The organism is Variovorax sp. SG517, assembly GCF_013376045.1.
Classification (GTDB): domain Bacteria; phylum Pseudomonadota; class Gammaproteobacteria; order Burkholderiales; family Burkholderiaceae_C; genus Variovorax.
In genome coordinates, this window is sequence record NZ_JABMJG010000013.1 from 67,301 (window position 1) to 82,696 (window position 15,396).

Annotated in this window: 14 protein-coding genes and 1 pseudogene; 5 read left to right on the forward strand and 10 right to left on the reverse strand. The window is 65.4% G+C overall.

Annotation, left to right across the window (positions count from 1 at the left end; translation table 11 throughout):
* Window positions 1–58: 58 nt before the first annotated feature.
* Window positions 59–745 (reverse strand): YggS family pyridoxal phosphate-dependent enzyme, encoded by a 687-nt coding sequence (locus tag FHT32_RS31060; RefSeq protein ID WP_176668479.1) that lies wholly within the window; start codon window positions 743–745, stop codon window positions 59–61.
* Window positions 746–796: 51 nt separating this feature from the next.
* Between FHT32_RS31060 and FHT32_RS31065 the strand changes: the two genes are divergently transcribed.
* From FHT32_RS31065 to FHT32_RS31075, 3 genes are all read left to right on the forward strand, one after another.
* Window positions 797–1,840, forward strand: coding sequence for a type IV pilus twitching motility protein PilT (locus FHT32_RS31065; protein ID WP_093206426.1), 1,044 nt, complete (start codon window positions 797–799; stop codon window positions 1,838–1,840).
* A 27-nt stretch (window positions 1,841–1,867) separates the two neighbouring features.
* Entirely contained in the window at window positions 1,868–3,004 is a 1,137-nt protein-coding gene (locus FHT32_RS31070) for a PilT/PilU family type 4a pilus ATPase (protein ID WP_176668403.1), read from the forward strand.
* A 73-nt stretch (window positions 3,005–3,077) separates the two neighbouring features.
* Complete coding sequence (locus FHT32_RS31075) at window positions 3,078–3,986, forward strand: NAD(P)-dependent oxidoreductase (protein WP_176668404.1); 909 nt, start codon at window positions 3,078–3,080, stop codon at window positions 3,984–3,986.
* A 54-nt stretch (window positions 3,987–4,040) separates the two neighbouring features.
* Here the strand turns inward: FHT32_RS31075 and FHT32_RS31080 are convergent, their stop codons facing one another.
* The 3 genes from FHT32_RS31080 to FHT32_RS31090 all read right to left on the reverse strand — a co-directional run bounded on the left by FHT32_RS31080 (window position 4,041) and on the right by FHT32_RS31090 (window position 5,931).
* On the reverse strand, window positions 4,041–4,859 hold the full coding sequence (locus FHT32_RS31080) for a BON domain-containing protein (RefSeq protein ID WP_176668405.1): 819 nt from the start codon (window positions 4,857–4,859) through the stop codon (window positions 4,041–4,043).
* Complete coding sequence (locus tag FHT32_RS31085; RefSeq protein ID WP_176668406.1) at window positions 4,856–5,467, reverse strand: SIS domain-containing protein; 612 nt, start codon at window positions 5,465–5,467, stop codon at window positions 4,856–4,858. Before FHT32_RS31085 ends, FHT32_RS31080 begins: the two co-directional genes overlap by 4 nt.
* 86 nt (window positions 5,468–5,553) lie before the next feature.
* The gene (locus FHT32_RS31090; protein WP_176668407.1) at window positions 5,554–5,931 is read right to left on the reverse strand and encodes a YraN family protein; all 378 of its coding nucleotides are present in this window, start codon (window positions 5,929–5,931) and stop codon (window positions 5,554–5,556) included.
* 71 nt (window positions 5,932–6,002) lie between these two features.
* Between FHT32_RS31090 and rsmI the strand changes: the two genes are divergently transcribed.
* Entirely contained in the window at window positions 6,003–6,956 is a 954-nt protein-coding gene (rsmI, locus tag FHT32_RS31095; RefSeq protein ID WP_176668408.1) for a 16S rRNA (cytidine(1402)-2'-O)-methyltransferase, read from the forward strand.
* On the opposite strand, the gene FHT32_RS31100 is transcribed toward rsmI, so the two are convergent.
* Together FHT32_RS31100 and FHT32_RS31105 are read right to left on the reverse strand one after the other, a co-directional pair.
* Complete coding sequence (locus tag FHT32_RS31100; RefSeq protein ID WP_176668409.1) at window positions 6,957–7,499, reverse strand: RNA 2'-phosphotransferase; 543 nt, start codon at window positions 7,497–7,499, stop codon at window positions 6,957–6,959.
* Window positions 7,496–8,389: a LysR family transcriptional regulator gene (locus FHT32_RS31105; RefSeq protein WP_176668410.1), complete on the reverse strand. Its 894-nt coding sequence runs from the start codon at window positions 8,387–8,389 to the stop codon at window positions 7,496–7,498. Before FHT32_RS31105 ends, FHT32_RS31100 begins: the two co-directional genes overlap by 4 nt.
* A gap of 100 nt (window positions 8,390–8,489) precedes the next feature.
* Here FHT32_RS31105 and FHT32_RS31110 point away from each other — a divergent pair, with 100 nt between their 5' ends.
* Window positions 8,490–8,999 carry a hypothetical protein gene (locus FHT32_RS31110; protein ID WP_176668411.1) on the forward strand — a complete coding sequence of 170 codons (510 nt, stop codon included), beginning with the start codon at window positions 8,490–8,492 and terminating at the stop codon, window positions 8,997–8,999.
* Between the two features lie 20 nt (window positions 9,000–9,019).
* Here FHT32_RS31110 and FHT32_RS31115 read toward each other — a convergent pair whose 3' ends face one another.
* From FHT32_RS31115 to FHT32_RS35315, 4 genes and pseudogenes are all read right to left on the reverse strand, one after another.
* Window positions 9,020–9,748, reverse strand: a complete 729-nt coding sequence (locus FHT32_RS31115; RefSeq protein ID WP_176668412.1) for a glutathione S-transferase — start codon at window positions 9,746–9,748, stop codon at window positions 9,020–9,022.
* 121 nt (window positions 9,749–9,869) lie between these two features.
* A complete protein-coding gene (locus tag FHT32_RS31120) occupies window positions 9,870–10,412 on the reverse strand; it encodes a hypothetical protein (protein WP_176668413.1) in 543 nt (180 codons plus the stop codon).
* Window positions 10,413–10,423: 11 nt separating this feature from the next.
* Window positions 10,424–12,262 carry a LysM peptidoglycan-binding domain-containing protein gene (locus tag FHT32_RS31125; RefSeq protein WP_176668414.1) on the reverse strand — a complete coding sequence of 613 codons (1,839 nt, stop codon included), beginning with the start codon at window positions 12,260–12,262 and terminating at the stop codon, window positions 10,424–10,426.
* Window positions 12,263–12,279: 17 nt separating this feature from the next.
* Window positions 12,280–14,972, reverse strand: a pseudogene (locus FHT32_RS35315) (type VI secretion system Vgr family protein).
* Window positions 14,973–15,396 lie beyond the last annotated feature (424 nt).

The following is a 15,396-nucleotide window of genomic DNA, read 5'->3' on the forward strand; positions in this document are numbered from 1 at the left end:
TGCCCCCTGCAAGGGGGTTGGCGAAGCGACACGAAGTGCGCGAAGACTGGGGGTGTGCCTATCTCGCGCCGAAGATCGCCGTTCCCACGCGCACCATCGTGCTGCCTGCGCTGATGGCGGCTTCGAGGTCCGCGCTCATGCCGAGCGACAAGGTATCGAGCGCGATGCCCGCGTCGCGGATCGACTGGTACACCGCATGCGCGCGCAGGCACAGTTCGCGCTGCGCTTCGAAGCCGGTGGCCGGCTCGGGAATCGCCATCAGCCCGCGCAGCCGAAGTTGTGGCAAAGCCGCCACAGCACGCGCCAGCGCGAGCGCCTCTTCCGGAGGCACGCCCGACTTGTTGGCGCCGCCGTCCACATTAACCTGAAGGCATACATTCAGCGGCGGCAGATGCGCCGGCCGCTGGGCCGAAAGACGCTCGGCGATCTTCAATCTGTCGATGCTGTGGACCCAGTCGAAGTGCTCGGCCACAGGCCGCGTCTTGTTGCTCTGAAGGGGCCCGATGCAGTGCCATTCGAGGGAGGAACGCCGGTCGGCCAGCGCTTCGATCTTGTCCAGCCCCTCCTGCACGTAGTTCTCGCCGAAGGCCGACTGGCCCGCCGCGTGCGCCTCGCGCACCGCCTCCGGTCCGAAGGTCTTGGACACCGCCAGCAAGCGCACGCTGGCCGGGTCGCGGCCGGCCGTTACACATGCCTTCGCGATCCGGTCGTTTACTTGCTGGAGGTCGTCGCCAATCATCGTCATAATCGTCCAAAATCGTATCAAAACGTCACGAAACCCGAGCCGAGGAGCCCCGTGGACATCACCCAACTGCTGGCGTTCAGCGTCAAGAACAAAGCCTCCGACCTGCACCTTTCCGCGGGCCTGCCGCCCATGATCCGCGTCAACGGCGACGTGCGCCGCATCAACGTGGACGCGCTCGACCACAAGGGCGTGCACGCCATGGTGTACGACATCATGAGCGACACGCACCGCAAGCACTACGAAGAGTTCCTGGAGGTCGACTTCTCCTTCGAGATCGACGGCCTCGCGCGCTTCCGCGTGAACGCCTTCAACCAGGCGCGCGGCGCGGCCGCCGTGTTCCGGACCATTCCCTCGAAGATCCTCACGCTCGAGCAGCTCAACGCGCCCAAGATTTTCGGCGAACTGGCGCTCAAGCCACGCGGGCTGGTGCTGGTGACGGGCCCCACGGGTTCGGGCAAGTCGACCACGCTGGCGGCGATGATCAACTACCTCAACGAGAACGAGTACGGCCACATCCTCACGGTGGAAGACCCGATCGAATTCGTGCACGAGTCGAAGAAGTGCCTGATCAACCAGCGCGAGGTGGGGCCGATGACGCTGTCGTTCTCCAACGCCCTGCGCTCCGCCCTGCGCGAAGACCCCGACGCCATCCTGGTGGGCGAGCTGCGCGACCTGGAGACCATCCGCCTGGCGATGACCGCGGCGGAGACGGGCCACCTGGTGTTCGGCACGCTGCACACCTCGTCGGCCGCCAAGACCATCGACCGGATCATCGACGTGTTCCCGGGCGAAGAGAAGGAAATGATCCGCGCCATGCTCTCGGAGTCGCTGCAGGCCGTGATCTCGCAGACTCTGTGCAAGACCAAGGACGGCCAGGGCCGCGTGGCGGCGCACGAGATCATGCTGGGCACGCCGGCCATCCGCAACCTGATCCGCGAGGCCAAGGTGGCGCAGATGTACTCCACCATCCAGACCGGCCAGGGCTCTGGCATGCAGACGCTGGACCAGAACCTGACGGAACTGGTGCGCCGCAATACCATCTCGGCAGCAGAAGCCCGCGGCAAGGCCAAAATTCCCGAGAACTTCCCCGGCTGATCCACAGCCCTTCGGAGCACCGACATCATGGAACGCGATCAAGCCAGCCAGTTCATCAACGACCTGCTCAAGCTCATGGTGAGCCGCAACGGCAGCGACCTGTTCATCACGGCCGACTTTCCGCCGGCCATCAAGGTCGACGGCAAGGTCACCAAGGTCTCGCAGCAGGCGCTGGGCGCGCCGCACACGCTGGCGCTGACGCGCTCGATCATGAACGACCGCCAGACGGCCGAGTTCGAGCGCACCAAGGAATGCAACTTCGCGATCTCGCCCACCGGCATCGGCCGCTTCCGCGTGAACGCGTTCGTGCAGCAGGGCAAGGTCGGCATGGTGCTGCGGACCATTCCCGCCAAGCTGCCGACCATCGACGGCCTGGGCATGCCGCAGGTGCTGAAGGAGGTGTCGATGACCAAGCGCGGCCTGTGCATCCTGGTGGGCGCCACGGGCTCGGGCAAGTCGACCACGCTGGCGGCCATGATCGACTGGCGCAACGAGAACTCCTTCGGCCACATCGTGACGGTGGAGGACCCGGTCGAATTCGTGCATCCGCACAAGAACTGCGTGGTGACGCAGCGCGAAGTGGGCATCGACACCGACAGCTGGGAAGCCGCGCTGAAGAACACGCTGCGCCAGGCGCCCGATGTGATCCTGATGGGCGAAATCCGCGACCGCGAGACCATGGAGCACGCCGTGGCCTTCGCCGAGACCGGCCACCTGTGCATGGCCACGCTGCACGCCAACAGCGCCAACCAGGCACTCGACCGGATCATCAACTTCTTCCCCGAGGAGCGCCGCGCCCAGCTGCTGATGGACCTGTCGCTGAACCTGCGTTCGCTGGTCTCCCAGCGGCTGGTGCCGACCGAAGACGGCCTGGGCCGCGTGGCCGCGGTCGAAGTGCTGCTGAACACGCCGCTGATTTCCGACCTGATCTTCAAGGGCGAGGTGGGCGAGATCAAGGAGATCATGAAGAAGAGCCGCAACCTGGGCATGCAGACATTCGACCAGGCGCTGTTCGACCTCTTCGAGAGCCACTCGATCAGCTTCGAGGACGCCATCCGCAACGCCGACTCGGCCAACGACCTTCGCCTGCAGATCAAGCTCAACAGCCAGCGTGCACGCAGCACCGACCTGGCTGCGGGCACGGAGCACTTCGCGATCGTCTGAGGCCGCGGGGGCTGCGGGAGGCCGGTGTCCGCCGGACGGCACCTGCGGCGGAATGGCCTTAAGCTGTGGCCCCATGAGCAGCATCAACCCCCGCACCTACGAATCCATTCCCGCGCAGACAGTGGCCTTCCTGGGCCTCGGCGTCATGGGCGGCCCGATGGCCGGCCACCTCGCCAAGGCCGGCCACAGCGTCACGGTCTACAACCGCACCGCCGCCAAGGCGCAGGCCTGGGCCGACGAATTCGGCCCGCCCGGACGCCATGCCACCACCCCGCGCGAAGCGGCGGCCGGCGCCGACATCGTGTTCTGCTGCGTCGGCAACGACGACGACCTGCGCTCGGTGGTCCTGGGCGACGACGGCGCCTTCGCCGGCATGAAGAAGGGCGCGGTGCTGGTCGACCACACCACCGCCTCTGCCGACGTGGCGCGTGAGCTTTCCAAGGCCGCGCAGGCGCTGGGCCTGCATTTCATCGACGCGCCCGTCTCGGGCGGCCAGGCCGGCGCGCAGAACGGCGCGCTCACGGTGATGTGCGGCGGCGACGCGGCGGTGTTCGAACGCATCAAGCCGGTGGCCATGGCCTTCTCGCGCGCGGTCACGCTGCTGGGCGAGAGCGGTGCCGGCCAGCTCGCGAAGATGGTGAACCAGATCGCCATCGCGGGGCTGGTGCAGGGCCTGTCGGAAGCCATCGCCTTCGGCCAGCGCGCGGGCCTGGACATGGAAGCCGTGCTCGGCGTCATCAGCAAGGGCGCGGCCCAGAGCTGGCAGATGGAGAACCGCGGCAAGACCATGATCGAAGGCAAGTTCGACTACGGCTTCGCGGTCGACTGGATGCGCAAGGACCTGGGCCTGGTGCTCGACGAAGCCAAGCGCAACGGCGCGCGCGTGCCGGTGACGGCGCTGGTCGACCAGTTCTATGCCGACGTGCAGCAGGCCGGCGGCCGGCGCTGGGATACCTCGAGCCTCATCACGCGGCTCAAGTGACGCAATGAAGAAAGCCCGCATCAGCGGGCTTTCCTGTCTTGGCACGCAGCTTCTTCAGCGCACCGGCGAGGTCGTCACGCCGCTCGGGGAAGGCGCTGGCGTGGACGAGCCCGAAGCGGGCAGCGGCTCCATCGGCGGCAGCGGCACGCGCGAGGTGGAAGACGAGGAGGGCGCGGACGGCGTTGCCGAAGTCACAGGCGCCGGCCCCGTGCCGCCGCGCTGCGCCGCAGCCTGGTTCGCCGCCTGGCTGGCTGCCAGATCGGCCTCGCTCACGACCTCGACCACGCGCACAACCTTCACCACGCCCGACACGCCGCGCGTGATCTCGGTGGCGCGATCGGTCTCGCGGCGCGTGGCGATGCCCATCAGGTAGACCACGCCGCGCTCGGTCACCACCTTGAAGGAGTTGGCGAAGATGTCCTTGGCGTCGAGCAGCGAGGCCTTCACCTTGCCGGTGATGTAGAGGTCGTTCGAGCGATCCTGGAAGGTGCTGGACGAGCCCACAGTCAGCTCGTTGACCACCGAGCGCACGTTCACGATGCGGCTTACCTCATCTTCGACGCGGCGGCGGTCGGCATCGCTGCCCACGGCGCCGGTCAGCAGCACCTGGCGGTTGAAGCTGGTGACGCTCACGTACATCTGGTCGTTGGCGATGTCGCGCACGCGGGCCGCGGCACGCAGCTCGATGCCCTGGTCGTCGAGTTGCGCGCCCGAGCTGCGGCGGTCGGTGGCCACCATGCCCACGCCCACCACGGCCGCGCCGCCGACAACGAGCGGCACGCAGGCGGAAAGACCCGTGACCAGTGCGGCGCCCAGGGTCAGGGCAAGGGCGAAACGTTGGGTCGATGTCGTCGTCATGGTCGTCAAGGTCATGAGGAAACTTCCTGTTCTCCGAGTAACTGGGCGTCCACCCCGTCGCACAGGCAATGCAGTGCGATCTGGTGGATCTCGTGGATGCGCGCCGCACGCTCGTGCGGCACGCTGATCTGGACGTCGGTCTCGCGCAGTGCGCGGCCGATGGAGCCGCCTGCGCCCGGCGCGGCGTTGCCGAGCAGCGCGACGACGGTCATGTCGCGCTCGTGCGCCGCGGTCACGGCAGCCAGCACCGACGCCGACTGGCCGCTGATGCTCAAGGCCAGCAGCACGTCGCCGGCCTGGCCGAGCGCGCGCACCTGGCGGGCGAAGCGGTCGGCATCCGCGGCTTCGGCGCCGTCGGCGGCGGGGTCGGTGGCATCGCCGGGCAGCGCGATGGCGCCGAGCTCGGGCCTCTCGCGCTCGAAGCGGCCCACGAACTGCGCGGCGAACTGGGCCGCCAGCAGGCCCGACACGCCGGCTCCGCAGGCGAGCACCTTGCCGCCGCTGGTCACGCACGCCAGGATGGCCTGCATCGCTTGAGAGATGGGTTTGCTGAGGACCGGCCCGGTCTGGTACTTGAGGTCGGCACTGTCGATGAAGTGCTGCTGAATCCGTTGCTCGAGCATGGGGCGGGATGATAACTGGGGGCTGTGAAACAAGACGTTCGAGTTGTGGAGCCTTCATCGAGGCTTCAGTTCCCTCGAGCTCGTCGTCAACCGGCGTCGAAGGCTGCCTGCAGCCACGTGATTTTCTCTTCGACCAGCACCACGTCGAAGCGGCACGGCGGCACCGTGCGCAGCCGGCTCAGGTAGTTCTGCGCGGCGAACACGATGCGCCGCCGCTTCGCTGCGGTGATGCTCCCGCCCGCGCCGCCGTGCGTGCCGGTGCTGCGATGGCGCACCTCCACGAACACCAGCGTGCCCGCGGGCGACGGGCGCGGATCGCGCATGATCAGGTCGATCTCGCCGCCGCCGCGCCCGGGCGTCCGATAATTGCGGGCGAGCAGCACGAGGCCGGCGTCCCGCAGGTGGTCGAGCGCGGCGTCTTCCGCCGCATCGCCCCGATGCTTCGTAGTGGTGTCGGTCTTCATGGCCCTCCCTGTCCGCGGCCTGCTTGCGTTCTATTTTTCTGACTTCTTTTTCGTTCCGACGGAGAAACCCCTTGGCTTCACTCGCCCCTGCTTCTTTCGGCGCCGCCCTCGCGGCCGCGCACGACGCCGCGGGTGCGCAGCATTATCCGCAAGGCACGCTCTACGTCGTCGCCACGCCCATCGGCAACCTGGCCGACATCACGCTGCGCGCGCTGCACGTGCTGCAACTGGTGGACGCCATCGCCTGCGAGGACACGCGCCACACGCAGGCCCTGCTGCGCGCCTACGGCATCGACCGCCCCGGCTCCCGGCTGCTGGCGGTGCACCAGCACAACGAGGCCGAGGCCGCGCAGGCGGTTGTCGCGCGGCTCGCGCAGGGCGAGCGCATCGCCTACGTCAGCGACGCGGGCACGCCCGGCGTGAGCGACCCGGGGGCGCGCCTTGCAGTCGCCGTGCGCGCCGCGGGGCAGCGCGTGCTGCCGCTGCCGGGCGCCAGCAGCGTGACCACGCTGATCGGCGCCGCGGGGCTGGTGGCCGAAGGCGGCGGTGACGGCAATGCCAGCAGCAGCGCCTTCGTCTTCGCGGGATTCCTGCCGAGCAAGTCCGGCGAGCGCGACACGGCCGTGCAGGCGCTGTCGCAGGAGCCGCGCGCAGTGGTGCTGCTGGAGGCCCCGCACCGCATCGAGAACCTCGCGCGCGCGCTGTCCACGCTGGGCGAGCGCCGCGTCACCGTGGGCCGCGAGCTCACCAAGCAGTTCGAGGAAATCGCCACTGTCGCCGCAAGCGCGTTGCCCGACTGGTTCGGCGCCGACCGCGACCGCACGCGCGGCGAATTCGCTCTGGTGCTGCACCCCGTGGCCGTGAGCGGCGACGGCGGCGCGGAAGGCGAGCGCGTGCTGCGCCTGCTGCTGGCCGAACTGCCCGTGAAGACGGCCGTGAAGCTCGCGGCGGAGATCAGCGGAGCCCCGCGCAATACGCTGTATGACGCCGCGCTGCGCATCCGCGGCGAGGCGGAGCAGGACTAGCTAGGCCGGCGGAAAAAGAAACTCCGGCGGTACAGCCACCGTCAGCCAAACCCCGTTTTCCGCGCGATGGAAAACATGGCCCAGCGCGTGCATGCGGCCCGCATCGACCCTGAGCACATGCGCCTTGCCATGACGCCGCCCCACCAGCACCGCCGTGGCTTCGTCGACTGACAGATGCACATGTTGCCGCGCCCCCGGCAGCAAGCCCTGGACCCGAATGGAAGTCAGGAAACGCGTGGCCGTGCCGTGAAAAAGCTGCGGCGGCGGAACGATCGCCTCGAAGCTGCGACTGACCTGCGGTGTGGAGTGGCCCTGCAGCGCACGGATTCGCAGCCGGTCGGCCGACAATTCGAAACGCTTCTTCGCACCCGAATCGACTGCCTGCAGTACATCCGCCGTCATCAGATCGCGTCCCGCGGCCGCCGCCCCGGCCACCAGCGCCGCGACGTCGGCCCAACCCTGCGCATCGAGCTGCAGGCCGACGGACTCCGGCGCGTGCCGCAGGACGTAGGCGATGAACTTGCTGGCGTCTTCCGGCGTCATCGGGTCTTCCAGTGGTCGCCGTGTGCAAGCAGTGCATCCATCAGCCGCTGCACGTGTGCGGTGGGCGGCCTGTCGGCTGCATGGAACACGTGGTAATCGAGCGACGGATAGCCCTGCAGGGGAATCGCCACCAGGCCGCTGGGAATGTGGCAGCAGGCATTCACCACCGCGAGGCCGAAGCCCAGCTGGGCGAAGCGCAGCATCAGTTCCCAGCCGTTGGCTTCGAGCGATGGCTGCCACTGCACCGACTCGGCCTGCAGCAGGCGGCCGAGCAGCTCGCGATGCGGCCGCCCCGCCGAAGGCACGATCAGCTGCGCGCCCTTCAGGTCGCGCAGGCGCACCGACTTTCGCGAGGCCAACGCATGCGAGCGCGGCACGACCAGCACCTGCCCCACGGCGGTCAACCGCGCGGCATGCAGGTCGGCTGGCACCGTGCCCAGCGGCGCGATGCCCAGATGCGCCTGCCCCGAGCGCACCGCCTGGATCGATTCGTCGCGATCGCGCGTCAGCAGCTGCAGGTGCGGCGATGCCGCGGCACCCGAGAACAGAGACAGCGCCTTGCCGAGCAAATAGAGGTACGCGCCCTCGCCGGCCGACAGCGTGACAACCGGGGCGTCCTGCCCTTGGGCCAGCCCCTTCACGAAGCGCTGGTTGAACGCGAGCAGTTCCCGCGCATGCCGTGCAACCTGCTCGCCCGTGGCAGTGAGCTCGAGCGCACCGCCCGTGCGCACGTACAGCTTCGCGTCGAGCTGCTCCGACAGCTTGCGCACCTTGGCATGCAACGCCGGCTGGCTGATGTGCAGCAAGCGCGCCGATTCACTGAAGTTCAGCGTGTCGGCGAACACGGCGAACGACTGCAGCGCGTCGAGGTTGGTGCGGGGGATGTCCATCTGGCTATCCATTTTATGGATAGTCCATTCAATAACAGTAGTTCCTGGTGATGAGCTTCATTTCTACGATCCGCCTGCTTCAAGACAAAAGGAACAAGAAATGAAACACACATCTGCACCCGCATCCCTACTCCCCCGTCTCGGCATCGACATCGGTCGCGTGCTGATCGCGGCCGAAGGCGCCGGCGGCGCGGACACCTCCTTCATCGGCGGCTCGCTGCAGGACGCGCTGGACACACCACCCTACGAAGGCATGTTCGAGGCTGTCGGCCCACTGGTCGAGAAGTTCGAGGGCCGCGTGTGGCTGGTGTCGAAATGCGGGCAGAGCGTGCAGGCCAAGAGCCGTGCGTGGCTGCAGCATCACCGCTTCTTCGAGCGCACGGGCGTGCCGCCCGCGAACCTGCGCTTCTGCCTCCAGCGGCCGCAAAAAGCTGACCACTGCCGCGAACTGCGCATCACCCACTTCATCGACGACCGCAGCGACGTGCTGCACCACCTCGAAGGCCTCGTGCCTCACCGGTACCTCTTCGGCCCGCAGCGCAAGCCGGTGACGGTCGGAGGATTGGTGTTGCTGCCCGCGTGGAAGGACGCGGCCGCCCTCGTCGACTGACCGGCCAGCTGGAAAGCCAGCTAGCCGTCCAGCTCGGCGTAGCGCCTGAAGATGCCGTCTTCGTTGAACGCAATCCGGCGCGGACTCTGAAGGTAGTCGCGCACGCGCTGGCGGCGCTTGACGTTGGCATGCAGCTTCACGACCGCGGGCGTCGCGGCCAGCGCCCGCGCCGAAGCCTTCGGAAACGCGTAGTGCAAACCGTCCACCAGCTGGAAGAGCGACAGGTCGGCGTAGGTCAGCGTGTCGCCCACCAGATGCTGGCTGCCCGCGGGATTGCGCTGCAGCACACGCTCGAACCAGCCGAGGAACTTCGGGATGCGCTCCTCGCGAAAAGCCTTCGCGCGCTGCACGGCCGCGTCGCGCTGGTCTTCGTAATAAGCGCCAACCGAGATCGGATGGTGCGTATCGTGCGCCTCTGCCACCGCATCGGCGATGGTGAGCTGCAGCTGGTGCGTCCACAGGCCGTCCGATTCGCCTACGCCCGACAGGCCCAGCCTGGGGCCCAGGTACAGCAGGATCGCGGCGGTCTGGCCGACCACGATATCGCCATCGACGAGGAACGGCGGCGCAAAGGCAGGGCGCGCGGCTTCCGGGTCGTCCAGCCGCTCACCGAGAGCGGATCCGCCACCGCCCTCGCCCTCGGGCAAGCGCGCCACGTCGACATAGTCCGCGCCGGCAGCTTCGAGCGCGAGCCGGACGAATTCACCTCGGCCCTGGATGGTGGGCCAGTAATGGAGTTGGTAGGGCATGCGGGAGATGGTGGCATGGGAGGGGAATGGGGGCAATCACGGGCTTCGCAGTGCGGGAACAGACCTAGCCATCAGCACCCCGGGCGTTCCGTGATCAAGGTAGAAGTTCAGATCCCCACGCTCAAGGAGCTCGAGTGATTGGAGGAAGAAGCGAGCAGAAGGCACGCTCGATTTCTTTCGTTTTGGCAGACGCCTTAAAAGCTTGAGGGTAAGTTTTGACGCTTCTCGCCCCAACCGTGAAGCTCATCATGCGGAAGGATCTTTCTCCGTCATAGAAAACGATTCCATCCAATCCATCGCGCACATTTCTCTCTGGATGCCTGAAGGAGCGCAATGCCCGGCTTAACGCAGGGAAGGATTCCGTGTTGCGCTCGATAAAAACCTTTCGAAGCAAATCATCTGGAATTTTCAATACGCGATTATTGAAGTACAGGATTGAATCATTGTTTTTCCACTGAATTCCACAAATCGAATCAATGCGATCGCCATTCGCAAACTCCTTGATTTTTTCGGCTAACGCTCGATTGTCAGGATCAGATCCAATACTACTCCATGCAACAAAATGATCACTTCGCGCCCCGGCGAAAGAATCCATCGAGAACAGAATACAAAATGCCAAGGCAACGACAATTTCAATTCGTCTCCAAAAAATAGCTATCTTCATCTCATTTCCTTTCAGTTGGTTCTCGGCTCCGGCTTTTTCCCTTTCTTCTCGGGAGGAACACCGATTGTTTTATTCAACGCATCCACGTCCATTGATTCCAAGCCAGGACTCGCAAGATCCCTTTTGGCTTGCTCGTAATAGGAAACAGGAACGAAGTACTTCAGATAGCTTTTGCTTTTGACTATTTTCTGACTTCTCTTTCCGCTTTTTTCGATTACCTGAACCACTCTCTCGGCGTCCATGTTGAATGGTGAAAACTTGATTCGATCGTCTTGATTTCCACCGAGCAGGATCAGATTTTTTTCACCCGCCTTCCCGTACGCAAAGCCAACGTGATAGCCGTGCCCGTTCCTGCGCGTTGCAAGCGCGATCGCGCCGTATATCGGTTTCTCCAACTCCACGAAAATCGGATTCCGCATCTTCCTTCCCTCATCCATTTCATAAAAGCCATGAGCTCTGCCGAGCGTGGCACGCCGATCCCAAAATCCCATGTTGTCTACCGGATAGCCAGCTTTCAACAAGCACCAATTGGCAAAGGCAGCGCACCACGCTCTTTGGGAAAGAAATTTCGATCCATCCCCTATCTCGACGTGATAGTCGATTTCCGCCTCTAACACTTCTTCTGTCTTGCCATGTCTGATCTTCGCTTCAGCGATGGCGATAGACATCCACGGAGCCCTTCCCGGCACAGGATTGATCAGCGCCAGCACCTTCCCTTCGCCTTCCTTCGACCGCTCCGAGTCCGATGACCTGATTCCGGTCGGCACGGGAGGCGGTGGAGGAGAAACTGCTTTTGGCCTCGATGGCACTGCCGGGCTTGCCGGTGCACTCGCAGCCAGTGGCTTGGCAGTGGCCATGGCGGGAGGAGCAGTCGAAGGCCTGGGGTCCGGCTTGGTCTTGCCGCTTCCCACAATCAACAGCACCTCACCCGGATAGATCCTGTCGTGCCCCCGTCCGTTGCCCTCCCTGATGGCTTCCACGCTGGTGCGATACAGCTGCGCGATCTTCCAGAGACTGTCGCCCGGCTGTACGACATAGCTCATGGGCTTTCTCTGCCCATGGGTCGAGCTGTTGATCTTTTCCGAGCCGGCGACGCCCTTCCACCTCTTGAATTTCGCAAGAAGGTTGAAATCCTTTCCGACGTCGCCCTGGATGGTTCCGACCGTCACGGCCTTCCTGCTCTTCGGATCCGCCACCTTGACGTGCACGGCTGAGTTGTCGGCCGGGTGAATCACGGGAGGGAATCGCCCTGCGGCATCGGACTTGACCGTTTCCTCCCTGTCTCCTCTTTGCAGAACGATCTCTGCGCCGGGCAATGGCTGGCTGCCGTCGGTCGCGTTGATCCTGCTCACGGCAATCCAGGTTTCCTTCCTGGTCCCGGCGTTGGCGTGAAACCCCTCGATCTCCGCGATGCTGTTCACGATCTTTTCGAGTTCGGCGTCGCTGCACTCGCCGATCTTTCTGCCGGCTGGAATACCGCTGGTCTTGAGCAGATCGCGTATGTATTTCTCCGTGTCGTTTTCCTTCTTCGGGGCATAGACGGGAATGGCTTCGGAGATCGTCCTGTCGCCATGCAGGCGCTTCAGGTTTGCCTTCAGTTCCTCCCGGCCGGCGCCTTCATCGGGAAAGATCAGGAAGGTCCTGCCCGATCTGGTGGTGGCGACTCCGATGTAGCCCTTTGCTTTCCTGGGTGCAGGCACGCCGTCGACCTTCCTGGCAGTCAGGTCGCCGGGGTTATTGATACGCCATGGCAGCGTTCCGCCCGAGCGCAGCAGGTGACGGCCGTCTTCGCAGATGAATTCGGCGACTTCGATGTTGGGGTGGTAGGTGGCGGATATCAGTCTGGGCATGCTGGTGTTTCCATTGCTCAAACCAAGCCGTTCAGATGGACTTCGACAGCCGATGCATACATGGAGTCCTCCGCTCCCGGCGACTCGGTCTCGCCGTCGTCATCGGCCCGGGCATCGTCTTCCGCGCTGTCTGGCTCGGTGCGAATCGTTGGAACGGGCGTCCAGTCCCAGGCTTCTTCTCCCACCACCAGCACTGCCTCGTCCGGCGTTTCGAACGCGACGCGGGGCAATCGCCCGCTGTCGGGAATGACGCCTTCTGCCAGCGTCTGGCGCTTCTCGCCGAGGATCCGGTAAGGCAGCCCCGACATGCCCACGTGCTTGAAGATCTCGTCGCTGCCGAGGGGCGCGAAGCGCACGCTGTACTTGTCGTCGTGGCTCACGCCTTCCATGCGCCGGCGCTTGGCCATGTCCATCGGCCCTGCATAGCTGTGGGTGGCTGCGTGCTCGCGCCAAAGGCCCTGGGTGCCGTGAACGATGCCCGAGGCGCTCCACCTGGAAAAACTACCCCCGCCGTTGACGACGATTTCTTCCTTGGCGGTGATGCTGATCCTGTCGGACTCCAGCTTGATGTCGAGCCTGGCCAGCAGGTTGATGCTGTTCTGCAGTGCGACGATGTCGATGCCGGCCGTGGCTGCGGTCAGGCGGATGGCTTTGTGTGCGAAAAGACGTACAGCCTCTTTCACGCTCACCAGAAAGCTCCTGCCGGCGCTGATGCTGGTGTGCCCGCCGCTGCTCAGCGCGTTGTGCGTGATGCTGGCGATGTGGGTGGCACCTGCCGCCGTACTGTGGATGCCGGCCGCGCTGGCGAGCACGAGGTGCGGTTCGCAGAGTTCAGGGAAATCTCCCTGCCGCGAAGGGTGGCCCTTGATCGCGTCGTTCTGTTCCTTGAGGGCCTGCGTGACCGCGTCCTGGTCGCCCGCTTCGTGCGCCTTCGCTTCCTGGGCAGTCTGGCTCTGGCGTTCATGCAGGTCGCGCGCGGCCGTCAGGCGCGCGACTGTTTCTCCAAGATCGGTGATGTGCGCTTCGGCACCGGGCCTCGGCTCGGTGCTGAGCAGCAAGCCCCTTGCGGCGCGCACCGCGGCATGCCCATCGGTACGCAGCTCGGCGCCCTCGCCCCGGTCGTCCTTGCGGCCTGCCGTGTCGTCGATGCGCCCGATGTGGCCGAGGCTCAGGCTGCTGCTGAGATGGTCGCTCTTGAGTTGTGCCTGGATTTTTCCGGGCTGATCGTCAAGCACCAGGTGGTTGCCGCGCGATCCGCCTGCTGCACCGGTATTCAATTCGCGGCTGCGAAGGCCCGATAGGTTCTGCTGGTCGGGCAGCCGCCACGCGGGCATGTTCTCGGCGTTGAACACACGGCCGGTGATGATGGGACAGTCCGGGTCGCCGCCCAGGAAATCGACGACCACCTCCTGGCCTACGCGCGGCAGGGCAGCCGCCCCGAAAGTCTCTCCGGCCCAGGCCATGGACACGCGGATCCAGCAGCTGGAGTTGTCGTTGCGCTGCCCGATACGGTCCCAGTGGAACTGCACCTTCACGCGGCCGTACTGGTCGACCCAGATCTCTTCGTTCTTCGGTCCGACAACGATGGCGGTCTGGGGTCCGCGGGTGCGGGGCTTGGGCGTGATGCGCGGCGGCCGCCACGCATGGCTCACGGGCTGCGCCTCGAAGCCGAAGCGCTGGACGGAGCCTTCGCCGGCATCGGCGCCTTCGGTGGCTCGGAGGTTCTCCCTCAACTCGTAGTCGACGGCAATCAGAAGGTGCTTGCGGTTCTGATCGTCCCTCGGGTGGCCCGCCAGCTCGAAGATGCAGCCCGGCGCGAGCTCTCGCCTGTTGGAGCGACCGCTGGCAACGCTGCCGCCGCTGAGTTGCTCTTCGATGCGGGTGCGTGCACAGGCCTCGCCGTCGTCGTAGTGCCTGTAGCCGCCGGGCCATTCGTAGAGTTCGAGGCCGTCGTGCGCGTGGCCGGTGCGCAGCTCCCGTCGGCTGGAGAGATCCGCCTTTGGCTTGAGCGGGTCGTAGTCGTTGTGAAGTGCAGGCCGGAGCGGACTTCTTCGCTCGTGCGCCATTCATGGATGCGTTCGTTCAAACCATCGCCACCCCCGGTCATTCCCGCCTTCTCCAGCGGATGAAACCGCACCGTCTCCCCTCCAGGCAACGGATCGTGCGAGCCCGGCACGTCATCCGCAAACACCAGCACCTGCCGCTGCGCCTCATGCCGGAAGTAGTAGTAGATGCCTTCCAGCTCGCACAGCCGCGAGACAAAGGAGAAGTCGCTCTCGCCGTACTGCACGCAGTACTCCCACACGCGGTACTCGCGGGCCAGCCGCTTCTCCATGGGGTAGCCGTAGGCTTCGAGCACGTCGGCGACGATGTCCGCAACGGTCCTGCCCTGGAAGATTCGGAAGTCGCTGCGCCGCGTCGCGAGCCACAGCCACGGGCGCAGCCTCATGCGGTAGAAGCTGTGCCGTGCGTCCTCCCCGGCCAGGCCGAAGGACGCGACGACACCGCCGAGGTAGCGCGTGCCGCCGCTCTCGGTCTGCATCGCCACGGTGGCGGTCTTGCCGAGCAGCGCTTTCGGATCGACGTTGTTGCTGCTGCCCAGCAGTTCCACGTCGAAGTCGTGGAGTTGGCTCAGCGCCTCGCGGCCGGTCAGCCGGTGGAACTGCAGCGCCTCCCCCAAGGGGGTCTGAATGGAAACCCGGCGCGTCATCGCACCACCGCGGACGCAAACGCAACGGCGCACGGCGCCGGGCGAACATGCCGGCACGTGCCATCGAAGATGGACATGGATCCTCCCTGAAATCGCCGCTCTGATCGGCGGCATGTTTCGTCGGAGTATCCGGGCGCGCACGGCCTTCCATCCGGCAGCGGCGAGATGGCACGCGGATTCGTGAACGATTGCGCGTACCGGCCGAGCCACACACCCGCCCTCGACCGCCGGGGTGTCGAATGTTCACAGGTCGATGCCCGACGAGCCGGTCGTTCGCGATTTCCGGCAGCCGGATGGCGCGCGTGGCCGCGGTCGGCCAGCTTCCGCTTCTTATCTACTTACTCTGTTATTTAAAGATAGTAGTAGTAGATAAGGGTAAACCCGCGCTGTGGACAGCAGCGTTTTTTCCTTGCGCGACAAGGAC